The 22,984-nt window shown below is 64.5% G+C and carries 14 protein-coding genes; 7 read left to right on the top strand and 7 right to left on the bottom strand.

Going from position 1 to position 22,984, the window contains the following annotated elements; all coding sequences use genetic code 11:
• Positions 1 to 80: 80 nt before the first annotated feature.
• The 6 genes from LH365_RS18035 to LH365_RS18060 form a co-directional block, all read right to left on the bottom strand.
• Entirely contained in the window at positions 81 to 218 is a 138-nt protein-coding gene (locus LH365_RS18035) for a hypothetical protein (protein ID WP_226746391.1), read from the bottom strand.
• A gap of 300 nt (positions 219 to 518) precedes the next feature.
• Entirely contained in the window at positions 519 to 4,499 is a 3,981-nt protein-coding gene (locus tag LH365_RS18040) for a Dyp-type peroxidase (RefSeq protein ID WP_226746392.1), read from the bottom strand.
• A gap of 30 nt (positions 4,500 to 4,529) precedes the next feature.
• Positions 4,530 to 5,534, bottom strand: coding sequence for an SUMF1/EgtB/PvdO family nonheme iron enzyme (locus LH365_RS18045; RefSeq protein WP_226746309.1), 1,005 nt, complete (start codon positions 5,532 to 5,534; stop codon positions 4,530 to 4,532).
• Positions 5,535 to 5,546: 12 nt separating this feature from the next.
• Positions 5,547 to 6,617 (bottom strand): DUF2278 family protein, encoded by a 1,071-nt coding sequence (locus LH365_RS18050; protein WP_226746310.1) that lies wholly within the window; start codon positions 6,615 to 6,617, stop codon positions 5,547 to 5,549.
• Positions 6,618 to 6,715: 98 nt separating this feature from the next.
• Positions 6,716 to 10,444, bottom strand: coding sequence for a LamG domain-containing protein (locus LH365_RS18055; RefSeq protein WP_226746311.1), 3,729 nt, complete (start codon positions 10,442 to 10,444; stop codon positions 6,716 to 6,718).
• 72 nt (positions 10,445 to 10,516) lie between these two features.
• Complete coding sequence (locus tag LH365_RS18060; protein WP_226746312.1) at positions 10,517 to 11,716, bottom strand: TetR family transcriptional regulator; 1,200 nt, start codon at positions 11,714 to 11,716, stop codon at positions 10,517 to 10,519.
• A gap of 239 nt (positions 11,717 to 11,955) precedes the next feature.
• On the opposite strand from LH365_RS18060, the gene LH365_RS18065 reads away from it, so the two are divergent.
• The 4 genes from LH365_RS18065 to LH365_RS18080 all read left to right on the top strand — a co-directional run bounded on the left by LH365_RS18065 (position 11,956) and on the right by LH365_RS18080 (position 19,567).
• On the top strand, positions 11,956 to 14,610 hold the full coding sequence (locus LH365_RS18065; RefSeq protein WP_226746313.1) for a TonB-dependent receptor: 2,655 nt from the start codon (positions 11,956 to 11,958) through the stop codon (positions 14,608 to 14,610).
• 22 nt (positions 14,611 to 14,632) lie between these two features.
• Positions 14,633 to 15,499, top strand: coding sequence for a tyrosine-protein phosphatase (locus LH365_RS18070; protein ID WP_226746314.1), 867 nt, complete (start codon positions 14,633 to 14,635; stop codon positions 15,497 to 15,499).
• A gap of 311 nt (positions 15,500 to 15,810) precedes the next feature.
• Positions 15,811 to 18,228 carry a TonB-dependent siderophore receptor gene (locus tag LH365_RS18075; RefSeq protein ID WP_226746315.1) on the top strand — a complete coding sequence of 806 codons (2,418 nt, stop codon included), beginning with the start codon at positions 15,811 to 15,813 and terminating at the stop codon, positions 18,226 to 18,228.
• Positions 18,229 to 18,385: 157 nt separating this feature from the next.
• Positions 18,386 to 19,567 carry an aminotransferase class V-fold PLP-dependent enzyme gene (locus LH365_RS18080; protein ID WP_226746316.1) on the top strand — a complete coding sequence of 394 codons (1,182 nt, stop codon included), beginning with the start codon at positions 18,386 to 18,388 and terminating at the stop codon, positions 19,565 to 19,567.
• A 2-nt stretch (positions 19,568 to 19,569) separates the two neighbouring features.
• On the opposite strand, the gene LH365_RS18085 is transcribed toward LH365_RS18080, so the two are convergent.
• Positions 19,570 to 19,782, bottom strand: a complete 213-nt coding sequence (locus tag LH365_RS18085; RefSeq protein WP_226746317.1) for an alpha/beta hydrolase — start codon at positions 19,780 to 19,782, stop codon at positions 19,570 to 19,572.
• 321 nt (positions 19,783 to 20,103) lie between these two features.
• Between LH365_RS18085 and LH365_RS18090 the strand changes: the two genes are divergently transcribed.
• The 3 genes from LH365_RS18090 to LH365_RS18100 all read left to right on the top strand — a co-directional run bounded on the left by LH365_RS18090 (position 20,104) and on the right by LH365_RS18100 (position 22,977).
• On the top strand, positions 20,104 to 20,943 hold the full coding sequence (locus LH365_RS18090; protein WP_226746318.1) for an alpha/beta fold hydrolase: 840 nt from the start codon (positions 20,104 to 20,106) through the stop codon (positions 20,941 to 20,943).
• Between the two features lie 223 nt (positions 20,944 to 21,166).
• A complete protein-coding gene (locus LH365_RS18095; protein WP_226746319.1) occupies positions 21,167 to 22,246 on the top strand; it encodes a sensor histidine kinase in 1,080 nt (359 codons plus the stop codon).
• Positions 22,243 to 22,977 (top strand): LytTR family DNA-binding domain-containing protein, encoded by a 735-nt coding sequence (locus LH365_RS18100; protein ID WP_226746320.1) that lies wholly within the window; start codon positions 22,243 to 22,245, stop codon positions 22,975 to 22,977. The genes LH365_RS18095 and LH365_RS18100 overlap by 4 nt, the downstream gene beginning before the upstream one ends.
• Positions 22,978 to 22,984: the final 7 nt, after the last annotated feature.

Genomic DNA, 22,984 nt, shown 5'->3' on the forward strand with positions numbered 1-22,984 from the left:
GGCCCCTAATGAGGCAAAAATCATAATGGCGGCAGCCGTTCTGGCCGCAGGAAAAGCCGTTCTACGCATGGTACTCTCCGCTAATTCAGCGATTGACGCGCCGCTTCTGGCACAAGGGTAGGGGTGTGGCCGTCATGGCCGTTGAGAGGGGTGGGCGTGGTGACGCTCGACAGGGCAGCTTCGACGCCGCTCCACGCCGCCATCAGAGCGTCGGCCATCGGGCGCAGGGTTTCACTGCCGCGTTCGTGCACCGAATGGTGTGACGCGGCCTGAAGCAGACGCTGGGCGGCTTCAACGAACTCGTCGTCACACGCAGCCGGAAGGCGTTTTTAACGTTCCGTGCCCAACCTTATTGCCTGAAATCCTTGTGAACGGGAAACCGGTCGCTCAGCGGGCCGCTCTCCCGGAGCGTTCCCATCTCAGGTATGGGTTGCGTCAATATGCACAACCTTTACATTTATTATCCTGCTGCCGGGCGCTGTCACGAGTTTCGTGCACGCGCACACCTGCGGCGGTCTTCACACGCTGTAGGGTCGTCTGGGGTGCACGCGTTGGTGGAGGGCGTGCATGGCGACGAACATCTCGGTCCAGCCGCCCATGCGCACGCGCAGCAGGTCATAGGCTTCCGGTGAGCCTGCCGCCGACAGGAAGGTCTGCTGACCCGCGACCGTAACGGTCAGCACGTTCGACCCCGCGCCACCGGTAAAGGCCTCCAGAATCTCGACCAGCCGTTCCACCGGCATGGATTCCGCCACATTCAGGTCGATTGGCGCGCCATTGGCGTAGCCGAAGGCATCGGCGGAGCGCAACCCTTCCAGCACGGCCACCCCATCGGCCTGTTGCCGCGAATCCGCCGTCGCCGGCTGATCCACAGGCGAAGGCGCCGGCGACATGTCGGTGGCCAGAGGCTGCGCCGACAGACGCCCGTCCGCCGAAGCCGCGCAGCCTAACCCCTGTTCCACATAGCTGGCGAAGGTGCCGACGCCGGGCTGCATCGAAAAACCGCCGAACGGATGTTTTACCGTGCCGAAACGGGCCGCCGCCTGCTCGTACAGGGCCGCCAGAGCCGGGCGCGGCCTGGCCATGACGTCCATTGCCACCGTCGCCACGCGCGCCGCGATACGGTTGCCGAAGGCGTCGATATCGGCATGACCCCGCCCCCAGCGCGGCAGAGACAGGGCTATGGTGCGCAGGTGCCGGAAACGCCGGGCTGTTTCGGCCACGCGCGGATGGTCTGAAGTCAGCAGGGTCGAATGGACCAGCGGGTCGATCATGGACTCCCCCCAGTTACATAGCAGGGCCTGAACCAGCTCCGGCAGACTGGTGACCGCAGTTTCCGGCTGGAAACACAGGCTCCGCAGCGCCCACAGGGCATTGATCGTATTAGCCAGCGAGGTGAAGCACGGGCCGAAAACATTATAGCGCGCCCCGCCCCCATAAATGTCCTGCCCCTTTTCGAGGCAGTCATTGATGAACAGGTCGAGCAGCGGCGCGGGACAGACCGGCTCCATGCGCCCGAAATCGGCGACCGTGCCCTCCATCTGCCGTGCGTAAGACCATTCGAGGTGCCGAAAGAACAACGCTTCCAACTCCTCGTAGGCGGTGATCTCGCTGGCGGGCGGCGAGCGGAAAGACAGGCTCTTGCCGAACAGGTCCACAGGTCCCGCCGATTGAATCTGCCGGCCCTGATTGAGGGCGTATTCCAACGGCTGAAGCAGAACGACTCCACCGAGGTGGAACCAGTTGGCCCCAACGAACTGCGGCTCGTAACAGCCGTCGGCCGCATAGTCGTGGGCGTCTTCGGGGCGCACCTGGGCATTCCAGCGCGACGCATTCGGGGAATCCGGGCGTAGAGCTATGCCCGAACCGGCCATCGCCGGTATGATCTTGTCGTCGTTCATCAATATGGGGCTGGCCCCGCCGCTAAGCTGCCCCAGCGCCGCCTCGCGCAGCAAGCGGTCTCGCCATTCCGCCGGCATGTCCTTGCCCACACGCAGGGACAGGACCGGGGCATTGAACGGCAGGCGGGCCGCGGCGCGCAGACAGGCCAGGGTGACGTCGGAATATTCCCAGCTACCGTCCGGATTGCGCCCGCCGACGGTGAGCTGCTGAATCCACTGATTGACGCTCTGCCCCTTGGGATAGGGGCCGGCGCGGTTGCCCATGGCCATATTGCCAAGTTGCTGACGGTCGTCGATGAAGATGCGGTTGAGCAGGACCTTTTCCGCCAGCTTGATCCAGAAGCCGTCGATCGCGTCCTGCAACTCGGCTTCTGACAGATTCTCGCGTTCCTGAAACGGGCGCAGCAGACGGTCGAGCCGCCCGACGGCCACCGGCTCGCCGCACAGATGCAGGGTCGCGTGGCCGGAAAAGACCAGTTGCAACGCCTCCAGCACGGTGCGCGGCGCGTTTCCGGCCGCCAGCCAGCGCAGACGGTTTTCGAGGGCCGTCAGGTTCTCACGCTCGATGGTCTGGGTCGGCGTCAGTGTCTGCGCCTTGGCCTTAACCGTATCGGCCAGCCCTTCCAGATATTCGGCCAGCCCCTTGGTGGCCAACCGCGCGCCCATATAGAAATCGACAGCCTTAGCGGCGCGGTCAGGCTCATGCACCTTCAACGCCGCCTCCGCCGCGTCGATGCGCGCGAACAGGCCCGATATACCCTTGTCGAGCAGGTCCTGATAACCCGGCACCACGTGTCCGACACCGGAATTGGGCCCCAGCCCCAGACTGAACCAGCGATAACGTTCCTCATCGCCGTCATCGTCGCGCACATAGTCGATGAAGTAGCGCCCTTCGGCCAGCGACTGCGCCGGCATGGACCCGGCCAGCAGGTCGAGCGGGTGGATGTCGCAGGTATCCATGCCGCCATTGCCACGCCGGCCCACCCCATCGAGACGCGCGGCCAGATTGCAGACGAGCCGGTTGGCCCAGCCGGCGCGCACCGCCACCGACGCCCTCATGATGAGGTCCGCCGCTTCTTTTGCCGAGGCCCCGCTACGCAAGGCGTCGCGTTCGGCCTCATTGCGCGGATCGGCGAAGAAACGCTCCAGTTGAGGTCGCAGAGGCGCGAGATCATCAGGCTTCTGCGCGCGGAACCAGGTATCGTCCCAGCGCGCGAACATCCGCTCCAGCAGGTATTGCAGGCGCAAGGAAGGCGGCTTCAACCCTTGCGCCGTTTCATCCTCCCGCGTACCCATGGCGAAGAGATAATCCTGATGATTGTAGTACATCAGACCGTTCGCCGAACGCTTCTCATAATGACGGTTCAGCCGCGACCAGTCGATTCCCGGAAACCGCCGCCAGTCGCTGAATGGTTGGGTGCTGCGCACATGGGCGTCTTCGATGATCGCCTCCGCCCCCAGCTCGCGGATGCTCGGCACATAGAAGAAGCCGCCGAGGTCTGAGCGCGCCGCCGATCCGGCCAGCAGCCGGTCGCGGGCAAATTCGCCATCATCGGCATTGCCGAACTGCGAGCGCAATATGGCTTCGATGCGCGACGCCGCGCGCGCCATGCCGATGAAATAGATGCCTTTTTCGTCGCCCGCCGAGCTACCGCCCGCATGATCGATCAGCGGCGTCCCCTTGTCCGCCTCGTCGCGCTCACCGAACGGCAGGCCGATACGCAGCAGTTTGATGGTGTGACCGTCGGCATCGTGCGTATGGGCGCTGCGGATGTGCGAACGCGCGTCGAAGGAGGGGACCAGTTCGTCGGTGAACTGACGGCGGCCGACCATGGCCTCCATCTCGCTGGCCGCCTTGGAATGCAGCTCCGCCCAGTTGAGACGGAAGCGCTGGGTGAACAGGAAGGCGCCGCCGGCGGACAGCGGGTCTTCGTGCCCGACCAGCACGTGCTCAAGGATTTCGACGGGCGAGGCCGGATTGCGCAAATTCTCCTTGTAACGCCCGCCCAGAACGCGTCCGCCCTTGCCGCTGGTCGGCACAGTCGGGTTATTGCGGCTGTGCATATCGACGCGATAAATATCCTTTGCGGCGATCCCCAGCATCTCCAGTTCGGCGCTCAGGAAATCGGCCAGCGCCGCAACCGGCGCGGCCTCGTCGGCCTTGACGATGAACCATGCCCCCGCCTCGCTGTCGCGCAGCACGCCGCCCGAACGTTCGATGACCCGCGCGCTGAAGAGCGTGTCACCCGGTTCGTCGAAGGCCAGACCGCTGGGCACGGGCCGCCCCTCCGCTTCACAGAAACCGGACCAGACGCGCAGTGAAAAGGCCAGACACACGCTGGCGTGCAGGCTGCCGAAGTCCTGGTGAATCCTGCGCCGGGCCTGCGAAAGTATATGGGCGAAAGCCGCGCGATCCGCTGCGGGCGGTAGGTCGAAAACCGACAAGGCGCATTGCCAGGGCGCGGGATAGATGAGTCCCGGCTGCATCCAGCTCAGAGTCTGGTTGGCGCGATCCCTCAGGCGCTGCTCGATCGTATCTTCGTCGCGATCGGCGAAATAACAGGCCGCCGGCACGTTCCAGTGTTGCGAAGTGCTCATAATCCCCTCCCCCTTTGGTGTCGTGGGCGGTCACTCCGCCTGAAGCGCGAGACGGAAGCCGATATTGGCCGCTGTGGTTTGTTCGTCGGCGCGGCGGCGTTTGGCGACGCGCAGATAGGGCAGCTCCCAGTCGAACCCGCCGCCGCGATGCACGCGCTGGCTTCCGGTCGATGGCCCCTGCGGGTCCTGCGCCGGACCGCTGAGATAATAGTCGGCGGCGTAACGGTCGGCGCACCATTCCCAGACGTTACCGGTCATGTCATGAAGCCCGAAGCCGTTGGCCCTGTATCGCCCGACCGGGGCCGTATGGACGAAGCCGTCATCGACGGATTTCAGCACCGGATATTTCCACTGCGGATAGGCAGCGGCGAAGCGCGCATCGGCTATATTGCCCTCCTGACCCGTCACCGGCTCGTGCTCGCCCCAGCTATAGACGGCATGGTCGGGACCGCCGGCGGCGTATTCCCATTCCGCCTCGCTCGGCAGGCGGAAGGGCCGCCCCGTCTTGTCGCGCAGCCACTGGACGAAGGCTGCCGCATCCGTCCAGCTTACGTGCACGACCGGATGGTCGTCGCCCGCCTTCCAGCCTGTATGTTCCCAATCCAGCCCATTGCCGGGGCCCCACTGACCGCTCTGACGGCCTTGCGCATCCGTAGTCAGGGTATAGTCTCCCAGACTCTCACCCACGCGCTCCGCCGTGGTGACATATCCCGTTTCCGCGACGAACAGCCTGAAGGCGGCCACGGTCGTCTCGGTGCTGGCCAGCCAGAAATCCCCGCTGAGCGTGACCGTGCGCGACGGCGCTTCGTCGGCATACCATTTGCGATCGGCTTCGGGCTGCGCTTCGCCGAAGCGGCTGCCCATGATGAAAGACCCAGCCGGTATGCGCACGAAACGCAGACCGGTGACCGGTTCGACAAAGCTGCGGGGTAACGTGACGGAGGGACTCGTGGCGGCGGTCTGCGGCGGAGCCGCGGACGCACTCAATGCGCCCGTCGCCAGCATCACCGACAGGAGGAGGGTTTTCAGGGACATGACCATGGCTCTTTAGAAGACGATGGTCCAGCCCGGGTGGCGCGATTGCTCCCGACTGTAGGCGACGCCGTCGACCTTCAGACCCGTGTCGTCCAGCAGGGTGATGATCCCGCCCCGGTTGGTCAGGGCCGCAGGCTGGACGATCGGCACCACGACGACCCCGCCTGCCGCGATTTCACCCGCCAAAGCCGTCCGCACCTTATTGGTGTCGGCGATCGTCCACCCTTCGAGCGATATCGCGTGCGGCGCGGTGTTGATCAACGTGACGGTCTCGTTTTCCGGGGACTGAGTCCCGTTGACGAGGGCGGCGATGATGCGCACCAGACCCTGCGGTTCCTCGGTGTCGGGCAGATCGATGCGCGTCGGCGCCGCCGGGGGCAGGGCGGGATCGGGGCGCGCCGGCGGCGGCACGCTGTAACCGTCGGCAAGACCCACGAGGCGATGACCGGTCTGGTCGTCCGTATGCCAGGCCTGCGACTGAAATTTCAGGAATATGCCGACCCACTCGTTCTGATCCGGGAACTGCACCAGCAGGCCGCCGTCCTGCCAGATACCGTCGTCGCCGGTAAAGCGGCCGACATTGCCCTGGTTCATATGGATGTCGTGTATGCCGTTGCCCGGCAGGAAACCGAAGAACTTGTCCTTCTTGCCGCCTTCCGGTCCCCAGCGCTCGCCGAAGGCATAGACCATCGCTTCTTCGTCGCCCATGGCGCGCTGCATGATGCGGTCGATCTTTTCGTTGAGATCGTTATCGACGCCCGGCACATCGAAGGGCAGAGGCCGCATCTTAGAGCGGTCGAACAGGTTGCCGCGAATATAGTCAAGTGCGCCGCTATTGGGTGTAGCCGCCAGGCGAGTAAAGCCCGGCGACAGACCCGACACGCGGTCGATGACCGGGTGCCTGAATTCTTCGACGACGATATATTCGACTTCGGACGGCGACAGGGCCGACTGCACATTGATGGCGATACGATAGTCGGTCGTTTCGTCGACCAGATGGACCTGATAGTGCGCATTGCGGCTTGTGCCCAGCCGTACCTCTACCGCCCTGCCCTTGAGGACGCCATAACTTCTGAGTGGCATGTCTTTCCCCGCCCGCTTGAGTTTGCAGGAGGGAGCGAACCACGATTTTAACCATTACACAACCATAAAGTGTATTTCTGACGAGTCAAAAGGATCGGCTACCAGATCGCCTCGTTATTGGATTTGAGGATTTCCTTCGGCTCGCCGTCGAGCGTCAGAACCACCTTACCCTCAGTGATCGCGGCGGGCAGCCGCACCGACACGGTTTGCGCCTTGGGCAGAAGGTCCAGCGGCGCGGCCAGCTCCCCAAAGCGCACGCGGGCGATTTCGCGACCTTGTGCATCGCTGACAACCGCGGTTCCGGCCGGAGTCGGTTTTGCCCCTAACGAATGAACGCGGATGCTTAAGCTGCGACCCTTGAGGTGTATGCTCTCCGTCGACACGGCGATGTCGGGACGGTTTGCCGTCTCCTCTCCCGCTGACACGCGCTCGAAGCGATAGGTGACGCTTTGGCGCGACGGCAAATCGAGGCGCAGGTCCGCCCCGCGCTCCAGTTCAGCCATGCGCGTCCGTCCCATGCCATCCGTGACGCGCCATTGGCCCGGGGCCATCTGATCGGCGGTCAGGATCGCCGTCGCCGCGCTATTCGCAAAGCTGTAGGCGCTGACCGTAAAGGCGGTCGGATGACCGGAATCGACCAGCACCGCCACATCCTCGCCCTTGGCGCCCTCGAAGCGCCAGCGCAGCAGATTACCGGGATAGTAGACATTGCGCCGGTGCGCCACGCCGCCCAGTCGCGTGCGCTGCAGAAGCTCGTTCGGCACGCTGACGCGATCGGACCACAGATGCGCTTCGGTCAGGACCGGCATACGCCGCGTATTGGCCTCGACCTCCTTTTCGTAGAGCCCGCTCAGCAGCGCCGCATCGCCGGTCTTCTGCCAGCGCACCAGCGCCGCGAAATCCTTATCGCCTATGCCGCCCAGATTGCGGTCGATGGGCGCGCCCTTACCGCCGATCTCGCCTGCCACGATGCGGTTGGCCAACTCAGGCCCGCCCGGCGCGCGCGTCATCAGGTCGGCATTGATCTGCGACAGGGCCGCCAGATTGCCGCGTTTGATATCGCCTTCAATCGGCCGCAGATAGCGGGCGTCACCGGTCCAGCTATAGGCCGCCCAGAACAGGCTGCCTGCGCTCTGGATGCCGTTACCCGACGTCTTGTCGGTCGCCCATTCGATATCGCTGGGGAAGGACCAGTTGCCCTTATCGTCCGGTTTCCCGTGCGCCAGCCAGCCGTCCACCGTCTCCAGCAACAGTTTCCGCGTCTGCGGCGCGCCGTTATGATCGACCAGCAGCAAGCCCGGATGGGTGATCAGCAGGCCGAAGTGCCGCTGCCAGCCGAGATGGCCTTCGCGCGCGATGTGCGTGCCGGAGAACCAGCCGGAGACCAGATGGCGGTGCCCGGCGGGATTGACCTCGAACAGGCGCGGATATTCGCGCGCCACTGCCATGGCGCGCTCAAGCGCGACCGGATCACCAGGGCTCATCTGCAGCGCCTGCGCCACGGCATTGATGCCCTCTTCGTAGGAGTGCAGGTCGTCCGTGACGATGCGGCTGAGCCCCCCGCTCCACATTTCATTCTTGTAGGTCGCATCCAGCAATCTGCGTTGTGACGCGATGTAGCGCTGCGGATCGACACCCATCAGAACCAGCGGCACCCAGGCATTCATCAGATCGGTATCGTCGCTCAGGCCCCCGCCGAATTCACCGTTTTCGACCTGACGATTGTCGATCCACCAGTCGACGAAACGCTTGTAAAGCCGCAAATCCTCGACCTGACGCCAGGCCCAAAGGGGCGCGCCCGCGGGCGGCTGCGACTGTTGAAACGGCGGGCCGTAGGGCTGTTCGGGATTCTTCTCAACCCAGTAGGCGCGTGCGGTTTCATTGCCCGGATCGACGCGCAGCACATCGGAAATGTCGCGCTCGAACCGCGTCCACAGCGGATAGGCGCGGATATTGGGCTGTTCCTCGACGAAAAAGGCCAGATTGTCGCGCGCCTGCTCCAGCCGATCGGCGACGTGCTCGGCCTTCGCCTCCGCCGCTGGCTTGAACACCAGCCGCACCTGCGTCCCGTTCAGCGCCGCGGCGTCGAAATCGCGATCGGAGGCGAGGCTGATCATCAGGCTGGCGGTCGGCGGCAGGATGCGATCGCGCGTATCGAGCCACAGGGTGCGCGCTTCGCCGGGTTTGACCGCCACATTGACGTCCATCAGGTCGCGTTCGGGCCAGTTCGGATCGCGCAGGCGGATATTCAGCGGGATGAGTTCGCCCTGCGACGGCGTGACCTTCAGCGCCGGCAGATCGAGGGCGATGCCGTCGAGGCCCGCCTCCATATTCGCCCAGCCATAGGCAAAGCGCGTCGGCGCTTCGCCCGGCCGCGTATCGCGGAAATCGCCGGGGATCAGCAGGTGCACGATCGGCGCACAGCCTACAACCGCCTTACCCGGTTTACGCGGCGCGCCCGCCGGCAGGGCCACGGCGACGCTGCGCTCGGACGGCACATACCGCCCACCGATGAAGCCGCGCAGATCATCGAGCGCCGGATAAAGCCCGGCATCCGCCGAGGCGTCGACCGTATAGCGCAGGGTGGCGTAGCCTTCCGGCACCTCGCCCTTGGTCACGTGATAGGCGGCGATCTCCTGTATCGGCGTTTCCGGCAGGGTGGTCTCAAACCGCAGCTTGCCGCCCCTATGCTCCGGCACCACGGTCGAGGTACGCTCGACGCCGGGCTTGCGCGCGAACAGCGCCTTGCCGTCCCGCGTCAGCGTGCCGAAGGCCGCGCCGGTGATCTCGATGCGGTTCCACGGCTCGTCCGGCAGCGTCAAATCGTAGGCCTTGCCGCCTTCGGAATAGACGTTCCAATCGGGCAACTGGAAATAGTCGTTTCGCCCCTCAAGGCGCGAACGGTTATAGACGCCGGGCCAGGTGGTTTCGCGGATACCGTCCGCGCCGCGAAACATTTTAGCCTTCAGGTCGCGCGTATCGGTGAACTCGACCTTGCGGATGCGCGTCACCGGATCGCTGAGATAGGTTGCATCGGGCGTCTCGAAACCATGCCGCTGCAGCCAGAGGCTCCGGTCGAACGTCAAGGACGGGAGGGCGGGCGCGCCGTTCGTCGCCAGCGCCGCCACGCCGGCATCGTCCAGTCGCCGATCATAGACGCGGATCTCGTCGATGTCGCCCGAACGGCGGAAATTGTACATCGAATGGACCTGATAGGGCGACAGAATGCGCTGGAACGGCCCGAAGCCGTAAAGGCCCATATCGTAATGCGCTTTCAGTGTCTTTTCGGCGGCGGCCCGGCCGTTGATCCACAGCTTGACGCCCTGCGCCTCGTCCCAAGCGAAGGCCACATGCACCCAGTCGTCCTTCGCCGGGACACGGTCCATTTTGAACGACACGCGCGAACGGGCCAGATTGGTGTCGGTGACGAAGGCGTCGAAACCGTGCCCGTTCCAGTCGATACGCAGCCACACCATGTCCCAACTGCTGCTTTCCGAGGCGGCGACGCGGAACAACGGAAACGGCTCGCTGCCCAAATCGTCGCGGGGCCGGAAGAAGAAGGACAGGGTGCCGCGCTGCGCCTGAATATTGCCGGGCGCCGACCACGCCAGCGCCAGATTGTCGTTGAGCCTCAGCGCTGGCCCGCTCTGACCGTCCGGCGTCGTCGTGGCCCCTACGGCGAAGATCGGCTGGGCCTGCCCCGCAGCGGCATCGGCGCTCAGCCCATTGTCGCCCGACAGGGAGAATAACAGACCCTTATCGGCGGTTTGCGCCGCGGCGGGCACGGCGGCGAGCCACAAAAGGGACAGACAGGCGGGGATTTTCATGAGCGCTTCCTTACCCGCTATGCATCGGGCTTTCGCGCATCATAAATCAAAATCGCGCAATGGCGACGACAATCAGCGCACCTGCAGGGCGTCGAGCAGTTGGGTGATCAGCCGCCGCGCCTCTGCCGGGCGTTGCGCCGGCGACAGAACGCTGAGGTCACGCCCCAGACCCTGCGCAAAGGTCGAGACCAGCCCGGCGGCTTGTGGCCCAAGCGGACCCTGTTCGCGCGGCAGTCGGCTCAGCCGATGCAGGGTGGTCTGACCGCGCGAATAACGGATCATGGCGCCGCGGTCGCGCAGGCTTTCATCGCGCGCCGCCTGCGACAGCAGCGCCTCCATGGCCAGCGCGTCGGGTTGCCGCGCATCGGCGGCAGAATAGGCCGTCAGTCCCTCGATATAGGACTGGCGCGTCACCGGCGCGTCATCGGCGGTCAGGTGCGGGCGGGTCAGACGCAGATAGATATAGGCCCACGCCGCCGCCATCAGGTCGCCGGCGCTGGGGAAATGATAGGTCACCGCCCCCAGATTGAGCCCTGCCGTTTGCGCCACCGCCCGATGCGTCACCGCCGCAGCACCCTCGCGCCCCACAATATCGGCGGCAGCTTCGGCAATGCGTTCGTGCACCGAACCGGCCACCAGCACCGGAGCGGCGAAGCGCGCGGTTTCCACCCGCGCATAGTCGCGCAACGGTCCTTCGCCCGGATCGCCGGTCATCAGCAGACGCGCCCAGGACAGGCCGCTTTCCGACAGGCAGGCGCGGTCGAAGGAACCGCGCCAGACGATGCGATGGAGAAAGGCCTCGCCCGTGAAGAAGACCCGCACCAGATCGGCCTGCGGCCCCATTCCGGTCAGCGCGCAGGCTTCGTCCCAGAAGCGTTTCCACAAAGCCTGCCACTGGGCGTTGGCGTCGGCGAAGTCCGGCTGTCGCGCCGCCAGAATCTGACACTCGCCCCAGGCAAAGGCCAGATCGGCCTGCGACCGGCACCAGTCGTCGATGATTGCCGCCAGCAGATGCCCGAAGGCTTCCCCGCCATTAGCCGTGGCGTCGATACGGCCCATTTCGCTTAAGGTCCGCTCGCACCAAGCTGCGGCGTGTGCGATGGCGCGCCCCTGCGCCGAACATAACAACTGTTCAAATCCGCCAAAATAGTAGTTGATTTGCGAGGCCTGAGCGCCGGCGCTCTGACTGACCTGACGCGCACTCATCTGGGCGCGTCCGTGGCTACGCCACATGCCGGCAACCGCCCCAAGCAGCCGATCGGCCGCAGACACCTTAAGCGCTTCTGTCTCTTTATTATAGACGCTGTCTATAGTCTGCATATCCGCCCGAACCGGCCTCGCACTATGATACCTTTTTCGTCTATAGCCCGGTTTGCGGCGCGAATGCCACAGGGAATTACAGAAATCAGCGCGGGAGACGGGCGTTACGAATCCTTCATATAAACGTTCAAATTTTTACATACAAACGTTCTAATTGACCATCCCGAGTTCGTCATCATCGGGGCACGTTCATGTTCATCTCTTCCAAAAACCGCATCCGCGCGGCCGCACTGGCCGGGCTTTCCACCTTCGCGCTGGGGGCCGCACTGGGCGTCGCCGCGCGCGCCGAAGACCAGCCGTCGCCTGAGCCCGCACCGTTACCGGCACCGGCTGAAGACGAGGTGACCGAAGTCGTCGTTTTCGCGCCGTTGCGCGACTCGCAACTGGCGGCCCTGCGCGAACAGCGCAATGCCGACAATCTGGTCAATGTCATCGCTTCGGACACGGTGGGCCGCTTCCCGGACCAGAACTCCGCCGCCGCCCTGTCGCGCCTGCCCGCTGTCGCCGTTCAGCGCGATCAGGGTCAGGAGCGCTATATTCAGGTGCGCGGCGCACCGAACCGCTGGACCAGCGTGTCGTTTGACGGCGTGCCGGTGATCGGCGTCGACGAAGGCGGTTCGGGCCGCGCCTTCCGCTTCGATGCGGTTCCGGCGGTGATCCTGCAATCGCTCGCCGTCAACAAGTCGCTGACGCCCGACCTTCCTGCCGAGGCCGTGGTAGCGCAGATCGATCTGCGCACCTATTCGCCGATGAACCGCAAGGGCTTCGACGTTCAGGGCGAGCTGGGTGCAGGTCAAATGGAGCTGGGCGGCGGCGAACAGCGTCAGGGGTCGCTTCGCGGCGCCTGGTCGAACGGCGCGTTCGGCGTCATGGCCGCCGTGTCGCACTATCAGCGCGAACAGGTCACCGACAACCGCGAATTCTCCTACGACGCCAACGGCATCAGCAGCTTCGACGCCCGCAACTACCTGCTGGTACGCGAAAACAATGGCGCGTCGCTGGGCTTCGAATGGCGTCCCGCCGAAGGCCACGAGTTGTTCCTGAAATGGGTCTCCTCGGAATTCAAGGACGACGAAGAGCGCAACCACTACACCTTCCAGTTGGCCAACGCCCTGTCGGGCACGCGCACGGCCACCGGCGGCGATCTGGTCGGCGTGCCGGTGCGTTCGACCGCCGAGTTCGGCGAATACCGCACCAAGAACGAGCTGACGACGCTCGGTGGCGAGCATGGCTTCAACGACGGCTGGTCCCTGAGCTGGCGCGCCAATGTCGCCAAGATGACCAACACCACCTATCTGCCGCTCGTTTTGCAGAACCAGCAACTCAACCGTCTGCTTCGCCCGTCGATCAGCTACCGCGTCGACGATCCCAACTTCCCGATCATCAGCCTGTACAAGACCGTCAACGGCGCAACCAGCGGCACCTATGCCCGCGGCGACGCCCTGACGACACTGGATCAGAGTGCATTCGACTTCAATATCGGCCTGCCGATCATCTCGAATATCAAGGCCGATAGCTGGACCGCCAGGTTCGACGTGACGCGCGACACCGGCAACTGGGTCTACAAAGCCGGCTACCAGCACGATCACCGCGAGATCGAGGGCAACACCATCAACCAGCCGACCGTGCTGCTGACGCAGCTCCTCGGCATCGGTTCGGCGGACGATCTGAAAGCCTCGAACTACGTCACCGGCCGCAACTGGGACACCGGCTTCCCGCTGGGCATCAATCTGAAATACATCGACAACAAGCGCCTGCGCACCGATTTCGAAGCGCGTCTCAACACGCTGCAGGCCGCCGGCAAATATAATCCCGCCACCATTATCGACCCGTCCAGCCTGTACGACATCACCGAGAATCTCGGCGCGGCCTACGGCATGGCCAAATACATGTGGGAAGGCGGTCAGGTGGTCTTCGGCGCGCGTGTCGAGCACATGAAGCAGCGCATCACGGGCTTCACCAAGTCGGGCACGACCGTCACCCCGCTGGTGGTCGACAACGACTATACGGACCTCTTCCCCAGCCTCAACGCCAGGTTCGACCTGTCGGACAAGCTGGTCCTGCGCGGCGCGGTGCAGCGCGGCATCGCCCGCCCGTCCTTCGGCGCCATCCGAAGCGGCGCGTCGATCAACGACACCGCGACGCCGGGCACGATTTCAGGCGGCAATCCGCATCTGGAGCCGGAATACACCTGGGGCCTCGACTCCTCTCTCGAATACTACCTCTCGAACGACAGCGTGGTGTCGGCGGGCGTCTTCTACCGCAAGGTGGACAACGTCCTCTACGACTCGAAGACCAAGATCACCAACGACGCCTATGACGCCAACGGCATCGACCGCACGGGCTACGACTTCACCTCGACGCTCAATGGCGATAACGGCAAGCTTTATGGTCTGGAACTGAACTATCAGCAGACCTTCTCCGCCCTGCCCTCGCCGTTCGACGGCCTCGGCTTCAGCGGCAATGTCGCCCTTCTGGACGGTGAATTCGACACCGTGGCGCGCAAGGGCGTGCCCTTCCCCGGCACCTCCAAGACCATCGTCAACACCTCGGTCTCCTACGAAAAGTACGGCGTTTCGGCGCGTCTTTCGTATCAGTGGCGCGACGACTGGGCCGATACGCTGGGCGGTCTGGGCTTGGGTGCGGGCGGTGACGAATACCGCAAGGCCTACGGCAACCTCGACCTGACCCTGCGCTATGCGGCGACCCGGCACATTACCCTGTTCGCCGACGCTTCGAACCTGACCGACGAAACCTACATCGCCTTTGAAGGCGACGAGCGTCACCCGTCGGAAGTCGAACAGATCGGCCGCCGCTTCCTCGCCGGCCTGCGCTTCAACTTCTAATAAAAACAAAAGGATAAAACAGATGAAAACCCTCCTGAAAAGCGCGGCCCTCGCCGCGCTCCTCTCCGCCGCGTCCATGGCCCCGACCACCTGGGCCCAGACGGTTCCCGCTGCCGAAGCCCCGTCGCGTCTGATTGCCATCGAAGGCAGCAACAATTTCCGCGATCTCGGTGGTTACAAAACCGCCGACGGCCGTGAATTGAAGTGGGGCGTGCTCTACCGCTCGGCGGCGATGCATCGCATTACGCCCAAAGGCTTCGAACAACTGCGCGCCCGCGGCATCAAGACCAATATCGATTTCCGCGCCACGCAGGAACGTCGCGCCGCCCCGGCGGTGTGGCCCGCCGACATGAAAGTCGCGGTCTATACGCAGGACTACGACCTCGACATGACGCCGTTCATGGCCTTTTTTCAGAAGGGCAATGTTACCGCCGAGGAGACCCGCCATATGATGGCCGGCTTCTACCGCCAGGCGCCGTTCAGCTTCGCGGATCAGTACAAGCGCATGCTGCGCCTGATCATCGATGGCGAAACACCGATGGTTTATAACTGTTCGGCGGGCAAGGACCGCACAGGCGTAGCCACGGCGCTGATCCTGACCCTCGTCGGCGTGCCGCGCGCCACCGTTACCGAGGACTATCTGCTGTCGAACCGGTACTATACGCCCGACGTGCCGAAGGCCGGCGAACAGGAAGACCCGCAAACAGCCGCCTTCCGCCGGTTGCCGCCCGACGTCCTTCAGGCCCTGATGGGCGTTGACGCCAGCTATCTCGACGCGGCGTTTGCGGCCATCGAGACGCGCGAAGGCGGCTGGGACCGCTATGTCCGCGAAGACCTCGGCCTTACCGCCGGGGACGTAGAGGCGCTCAAGGCGCGTCTGCTGAAGTAAGGTTTAAAAGCGTACCCCAAAAAGCGCCCGGCGTTTTTTGGGGTACGCGACAAGGTAAGCGTTTATTGTGATGGCCGTCGCGTCTGCGGATGCGGCGGCCGTTGCCGTACGTGGACATTTTATCTGGCCCGGCTTCGGCTGGACCCACGGTTGACCCGCACCTTGCCGGCTACACGCCCGCGAGTGGTCACACGGCCAAAGACGCGAAATGAGCGTATACCGTATTTAAAAATTCATTAAGCCATCACCTGAGCGTCGCAGACGACCCCTAGCAAGCGCCCCATCCTTCGTCATGTTTTGGGGACAAAGACATGCTTGCCGCCTTCAATCTTCGCCTGCTGCGCACGACCGCCTCGCTGTGGCCGCTTCTGCCCGCCGCCCTCCTCATCGCGCCCGTGGCGCACGCTCAAACCCGTCCCGCTCCGGCGGTCGAAGAGACCCAGGAAATCATCGTCACCGGCACCCGCGAAAAGGGCCGCACCAGGTACGAAAGCCTGACGCCGGTCGACGTCGTTTCGGCCAAGGCGGTGCAGGACGGCGCGTCGGCGGAACTGGCCGACAATCTGGCTCAGGTCATCCCGTCGCTTCAGGTGCTCAAGCTGCCGTCGTCGGACGGCCTGCAGTTCATCCGTCCGGCCCGGCTGCGCGGCCTCGGCTCGGACCAGACGCTGGTGCTGGTCAACGGCAAGCGCTTCCACCGTTCGGCATTTCTGGGACAGCGCGGCGCTCAGGGCGCGGACCTCAACAAGATCTCGTCCTTAAGTGTTGGCCGCGTCGAAGTGCTGCGTGACGGCGCTTCGGCCCAGTACGGTTCGGACGCCATCGCCGGCGTCATCAACATCCAGTTGGATGAGCGTCCGGGCGTCAACGCCTATGTGCAGGGCTCGCAATATTACGAAGGGGACGGCGAGACCGTGCGCGCGGGCCTGAAGGCCGGCACGCGCTTCGATCAGGGCTTCGTCACCGCCTCGCTGGAATGGGCGGACGCGAAGATGACCTCGCGCAGCCATCAGCGTCAGGACGCCATAGACTATATGAAGGCCAATCCGGGCGTCGTCCTGCCGGACCCCGTTCAGCACTGGGGCGCGCCGGACACCAAAAGCTACAATTTCGCGCTCAACGGCGCGTTCGATCTCGGTTTTGCCGAAGCCTACGGCTTTGCCACGGCGGCCAGGGGTGAAGGCATCAACGACATCAACTGGCGTATTCCGTCGGCGACGTCGAACGCCAGCGTCTACAAGACCGTCCCGAGTTTCCCCGGCTGGGACCTCAAGACCGTCTATCCGCTGGGCTTCACCCCGCGCGAACAGGCCAAATATCAGGACTATCAGGCCGTGGCCGGTCTGCGCGGCGGCGGCGAGGTCTTCACCTGGGACGTCAGCGCCTCGGTCGGTGAGAACGAGACCAAGTTCTATCTCTATAACTCGATCAACGCCTCGCTGGGGCCCTCCTCGCCCTTCGACTTCTTCCTCGGCACCCAGACCCAGCGCGAAGTCACCCTCAATGCCGACGGCGTCTACCGCCTCGACCTCGGCCTGAGCGAGCCGGTCAATATCGCCTTCGGGGCCGAGCGGCGCGAAGAGACCTATAAGGTCGGCGCCGGCGACAAGGCGTCTTACGAAGTCGGTCCGGGCGCGAAGGACGGCCTCGCCGTCGGTTCCAACGGCTTCCCCGGCTTCTCCGACCTGCAGGCCGGCGAGTGGTCGCAGGAAAGCTCTGCCGCCTATGTCGACATCGAAGCGAAGCTGACCCCGGAATGGACCGTCGGCAGCGCAGTGCGCTACGAAGACTTCGACAGCTTCGGCGACACCACCAACGGCAAGCTCTCGACCCGTTACGAGTTCACCCCCTACTTCGCCGCCCGCGGGTCGTGGTCCACCGGCTTCCGCGCCCCGACGCCGGGCCAGATCAACTCGCTGGCCGTGTCGCAAGGCCTAGATACGGTGACGCTGCAGGTCTTCACCAATGGCCGCCTGTCGCCGCTCAACCCCATCGCTGTCAGCAAGGGTGCCAAGCCGCTGGAGCCGGAAGAATCGACCAACAAGAGCGCCGGCTTCGTCTGGCGCACCGATTTCGGTCTGTCGGGTTCGTTCGACATGTACCAGATCGAGGTGAGCAATCGTCTGGGGCAATCGGCGTCAGTCAGCCTGAGCACGGCGGAAAAGAACGCTCTCGTGGCGCAGGGTTATCCGGCGGCGGCCAGCTTCACCTCGGTTTACTGGTACACCAACGATTACGACACCCGCACCAAGGGCATCGACGTGGTGACCACCTATACCCGACCGCTGTGGGACGGCCGCCTGACCCTGCTGCTGGCCTATAATAACAACAAAACGCTGGTCACGGCGGGTTCGATCATGGCCAACCCGACCACCAAGCGTATTTACGAAGAAGGCCTGCCGCAGAATAACGCCGCCTTCACCGGCACCTTCCGCAAGGGCGCGTTCGAGTATCAGGTGCGCACGCGTCACTACGCGGCGTGGACCGACTCGACCGGCAATTCGACGGGCGACATTTTCCAGCGCTTCGGCGCGATGAACTTCGTCGACGCCTCGGTGCTGTGGGACCTCAACGAAAAGCTGTCGCTCAAGGTCTCGGCCGAAAACCTCTTCGACCAGTACCCGGAAAAGGCCATCTTCCAGGCGTCGCGCGGTATCGAATACTCGCGTAACGCGCCGTACGACACCTACGGCGGTCAGTACTATGTGCGCCTGAACGCCCGATTCTGATCGGCGTGACATCGTGATCGGGGGGCGGGTCTTCGGACCTGTCCCCTTCTGCTTTTCCGGAGTCCCCATGCACCGCCGAAGTGTGTTGAGCGCCCTTTCTTCGCCTATCCTGGGCGCACTTGTTCCAGCTTCCACCCTTGCGCAATCCGCGACGCTCGTGACCGCGCCGGCCGGGCCGCAGGATGACGCCGGCTGGGCGCGGGTGGCCGAAGCGTTTCCGGCGCGGCCCGACGGGCTGATCAATCTCGAATACGGCGCCTTCGGGCAGATGCCGCGTGCGGTCGAAGCGGCTTTTGCCCGCTACACGGCGCAGGTCAATCGCGAAGGCGCGTCCTTCACGCGGCGCGGCTTCGCCCCCTATTACCTCAAGCTGCGTCAGGCGGTCGCCATGGCGCTCAATGCCGATCCGTCCGAGATCGCCCTGACGCGCAACGCCACCGAAGCGCTTCAGGCCCTGATCGGCGGCTATAACCGCCTGAAAGCCGGCGATGCGGTCCTGTTTGCCGACCACGATTACGACAGCATGCAGACGGCGATGGCGTGGCTGAAAATCCGTCGTGGGGTCGAGGTGGTGCGTATCGCCCTCCCCCACCCGGCGACGCATCAGAACCTGATCGACGCCTACGACGACGCGCTGAAGACTCATCCCAATATTCGAATGATCCTGCTGACCCATCTCGGTCACCGCAGCGGCCTGCGTCTGCCGGTGCGCGAGATTGTCAGCATGGCCCGCACACGCGGCGTCGACGCCATCGTCGACAGCGCCCACGCCTGGGGCCAAAGCCCGGTCGATGTGAAGGCCGAGGGCCTCGACTTCGCGGGCTTCAATCTGCATAAATGGATCGGCGCACCGGTGGGCGTCGGGGCCATGTTTATCCGCAAGGCGCGCCTTAACGACATCGATCCCTACATGGGCGAGGCGGTCAGTGAACGCGATCCGGTCTCGGCGCGCGTCCATACCGGTACGGCGAATTTCGCCGCCCAGATGGCGGCCATCGATGCGCTTAGCCTGCACGCGCAGATCGGTTCGGCGGCCTGCGAACAACGGTTCCGCGCCTTGCGTGACCTGTGGGCCGAACCGGCGCGCGCGTTGAAGACCATCGACATATTGACGCCCGCCGATCCGCGTCTGCACATCGGCATCACCTCGTTCCGCCTGAAAGCCGATCCGTCGCCCGCTGCTCATGCGGCTTTTGCCAAGCGCCTGCTGGATGACCAAGGCATTTTCACCGTTATGCGCACAGGCCTCGACCGCGGGGCCTGCATCCGCGTGACGCCGGGCTTCACTTCGACACCCGCCGACATGATGCGGCTTCTGAGCACCTTGGAGCGGCTATAGGCCTACCATACGCTCATTTCGGAGATATCGCTGTAGCCAAAGGCCGTACGCAGGCGTTCGACGGCCATCACCTGCGCCAGCTTGGCGTCGCCATAGCGTTGATAGGCGGGCGTGGTCATATCGGTCCCCGCCACCGGACAGACCAGTAGTTGATGCAGCGGCAAGGGTTTGCCCGCATCGCGCGCCCTGATTGCCGTGGCGATGTCCTTGAGCATGGTGTATCCTTTCGGTTGCGGGGAGGCGCTAACCCTACGCGGCCTTGCGTAAGGATAAGCCCGGAGCTTCCGCGACAGGCATCAGCGGCCGGTAAAGCCGCGCCATTGCGTAACCCAGATAGCGTTGCATTTGCAGCAACGCTGAATGCGTAAAATGACGGCTTTCGGTAACCGGACGCCGCCTGTACACCTTACAACGTACACAGCGTTTCGGCCTCCCCGGGCCACTTCAAACCCTTACCTGTCCACGATGTCCGCAAGTGCCCTTTTCAGCCAGCCGGCGAAGCCTTGCCCAAACCGAACCCTTCAGGAGCTACCGCCATGACCAACGAATCCTTCGTCACGACCGCCGACGGCACCCGCCTCTTCTTCAAGGACTGGGGCCCCCGCGAGGCTCAAGCCATCGTCTTCCACCACGGCTGGCCCCTGTCGTCTGACGACTGGGACGCACAGATGCTGTTCTTCCTGTCCAAAGGCTATCGCGTCGTCGCCCACGACCGCCGCGGCCACGGCCGCTCCAGCCAGTCGAGCGAAGGCCACGACATGGACACCTACGCCGCCGACGCCAATGCCATCGTCGAATATCTTGATCTGAAGAACGCCATCCATGTCGGCCATTCGACCGGCGGCGGCGAAGTGGCCCGCTATGTGGCGCGTTACGGCGGCAATGGGCGCGTCGCCAAGGCCGTGCTGATCAGCGCCGTCACCCCGATCATGCTCAAGACCGAAGCCTTCCCGCTGGGCCTGCCGATCGAGGTGTTCGACGGCCTGCGCGCCCAGACCGCCGCCAACCGGGCCCAGTTCTTCCGCGACCTGCCCATCCCCTTCTACAACTTCAACCGCGACGGCAACGCGCCGATCCCCGGCGTGATCGACAACTGGTGGCGTCAGGGCATGATGGGGAGCGCCAAAGCGCACTATGAAGGGATCAAGGCCTTTTCGGAAACCGATCTGAGCGCGGACCTGAAGGCCATCGAGGTGCCGGTGCTGATCCTGCACGGCGACGACGACCAGATCGTCCCCATCGCCGCCGCCGCGCTCGAAGCCATCAAGCTGGTCAAGCACGGCACGCTGAAGGTCTATCCCGGCTTCTCTCACGGCATGGCGACGATCAATGCCGATGCGATCAATGCCGACATACTGAGCTTTATTGAAGGCTAAAAAAAAACCGCCGTGCCCCAGGATGGCACGGCGGTATATACATTGACTCCGGACGAGGGAGGTGGGCCCGGTTTCCCTGCATAAGGTTGGGAAGAGTGCATTCCCGAATGACAGGCTCACCCTGCCTGCAACCCCTGCGGGCGGCCAGCTTCATTCGCCGAAACGGCCTGCCTTATCGACCAGCCGGATAGGACAGGATCGGACACCATGCTATGGTCCGGCCATGTCAGTGGGGATCAAAGACCGGAGTATCGCGCGGGGCCGTTCGGCGGCCCTGCTATTGGGCGTGTGGACGCTGGTCGCCCTGCTCAACGCCACCCAGTGGCAGCTCATCAACGATTCCTACGGCGCGGCGAAACCGTGGAGCGCCTATTTCGGCCCGGCCCTCACCGTCAGCCTGATCTGGGCCGCCCTGACCCCGGCCATCCTGTGGCTGGGGCGGCGCATCCCGATGAACGCCGCCCGCTGGCGCAAGGGGCTGGCCCTGCACCTCGTCGCCGGCAGCCTCCTGTCGGTCGTCCATACCCTGATCTATGTCCTCTTGTTGGGCGTGCTGTTCGGCGGGGACGAAGCCCTGACGCCGGGCCTGCAATTGCTTCAGCGCAAGCTGGCCACCAGCTTTCAGGCCAATTTCCTGATCTACGCCATAGTCGCCGCCGGGGCCGCCGGGGCCGAGGCCCTGCGCACGCTCGGGGCGCAGGAGCTGGAACGCGCACAACTGAAAGGTCAGATCGCCGAAACCGCGGCCGCCGCCCTGCGCCAGCAGGTCCAGCCGCATTTTCTGTTTAACGCGCTGAACGCCATTTCGGCCCTGGTCCGCACCCAGCCGGTCGAGGCCGAGCGCATGATCGCGCGGCTGGGCGACCTGCTGCGCCTGTCGCTCAACGCCAACCGCAATCCGGATGCGAGCTTGAGCGACGAGTTGCAGTTGATCGACGCCTATCTGGCGGTCGAGCAGATGCGGCTGGGGTCGCGCCTCAACGTCGTCCGCCGTATAGCCCCGGAGGCCGAGGCCGCGCGCCTGCCGACCCTGCTGCTGCAGCCGCTGGTCGAAAACGCCATCCGCCACGGCATCGCCCCCTCGCCCCGGCCCTCCACCCTGACCCTGACCGCGGCGCTCGATGGCGCCTATCTGGATGTGCAGGTGGCCGACGACGGCGTCGGCGCGTCGGATATCCGGGAAAATATCGGGCTCGGTCACACGCGCCAGCGTCTGGCGCACCTCTTTCCGGGCCGGCACGACTTCCATATCGACACGACCAAGGGCGACGGCTTCCGCGTCCGCCTGCGGGTGCCGCAATGATCCGCGTCCTCATCGCCGACGACGAGCCGCTGGCCCGCGCGCGCATCCGCGACCTTCTGGCCGAGGCCCCGGACATGCACATCGTCGCCGAGGCCGAAAACGGTCAGGCCGCCGTGGACGCCATCCGCACCGCCGCGCCGGACGTCGTCTTTCTCGATATCGCCATGCCGCTGCTCAACGGGCTGGAAGTGGTGACCTCCATCGGGCGCGACCACATGCCGCTGACCGTGTTTCTCACCGCCTACGATCAGTACGCGGTAACGGCTTTCGAGGCCGAGGCGGTCGATTATCTGCTCAAGCCCTTCGACGATCTGCGTTTCGCCGCCATGCTGGCGCGGGTGCGCACGCGGCTGGAAACACGGTCAGGCAAGGCGGCGGACAGCCGCGACTGGCGCGCCGCCTGTCTGGTGGCGCGCAGCAAGGGGCGACGCATCTTTATTCCCCCGGAAGATATCATCTGGGTCCGCGCCGCCGGCGACTATGCGGAAGTCCACGCCGGTGCCGAGGCCTTTCTGGTCGATGAGAGCCTGTCGGCCCTGTCGCAGCGCCTGCCCGGCGACCGCTTCGCCCGCATCCACCGCAGCGGGCTGGTCCGTCTCGATCAGGTGCGCGAGGTGCGCTCGATCGGGCGCGGCGATGCGCAGCTTGTCCTGCGCGACGGGGCGGTGCTACGCCTGAGCCGGCTTTACCGCGCGGAATTTATGGAAAGACTTGAGACCGCGCGACGTTAACTGCCGA

This window comes from Asticcacaulis sp. AND118 (assembly GCF_020535245.1).
Classification (GTDB): Bacteria; Pseudomonadota; Alphaproteobacteria; order Caulobacterales; family Caulobacteraceae; genus Asticcacaulis.

Excerpts from the sequence above, each read along its gene's own strand:
- LH365_RS18050 (WP_226746310.1), bottom strand. The coding sequence starts at position 6,617 with ATGCCACTCAGAAGTTATGGCGTCCTCAAGGGCAGGGCGGTAGAGGTA.
- LH365_RS18100 (WP_226746320.1), top strand. The coding sequence starts at position 22,243 with ATGATCCGCGTCCTCATCGCCGACGACGAGCCGCTGGCCCGCGCGCGC.
- LH365_RS18045 (WP_226746309.1), bottom strand. The coding sequence starts at position 5,534 with ATGTCCCTGAAAACCCTCCTCCTGTCGGTGATGCTGGCGACGGGCGCA.
- LH365_RS18040 (WP_226746392.1), bottom strand. The coding sequence starts at position 4,499 with ATGAGCACTTCGCAACACTGGAACGTGCCGGCGGCCTGTTATTTCGCC.
- LH365_RS18085 (WP_226746317.1), bottom strand. The coding sequence starts at position 19,782 with ATGCTCAAGGACATCGCCACGGCAATCAGGGCGCGCGATGCGGGCAAA.
- LH365_RS18055 (WP_226746311.1), bottom strand. The coding sequence starts at position 10,444 with ATGAAAATCCCCGCCTGTCTGTCCCTTTTGTGGCTCGCCGCCGTGCCC.
- LH365_RS18075 (WP_226746315.1), top strand. The coding sequence starts at position 15,811 with ATGCTTGCCGCCTTCAATCTTCGCCTGCTGCGCACGACCGCCTCGCTG.
- LH365_RS18070 (WP_226746314.1), top strand. The coding sequence starts at position 14,633 with ATGAAAACCCTCCTGAAAAGCGCGGCCCTCGCCGCGCTCCTCTCCGCC.
- LH365_RS18090 (WP_226746318.1), top strand. The coding sequence starts at position 20,104 with ATGACCAACGAATCCTTCGTCACGACCGCCGACGGCACCCGCCTCTTC.
- LH365_RS18095 (WP_226746319.1), top strand. The coding sequence starts at position 21,167 with ATGTCAGTGGGGATCAAAGACCGGAGTATCGCGCGGGGCCGTTCGGCG.
- LH365_RS18035 (WP_226746391.1), bottom strand. The coding sequence starts at position 218 with ATGGCCGACGCTCTGATGGCGGCGTGGAGCGGCGTCGAAGCTGCCCTG.
- LH365_RS18065 (WP_226746313.1), top strand. The coding sequence starts at position 11,956 with ATGTTCATCTCTTCCAAAAACCGCATCCGCGCGGCCGCACTGGCCGGG.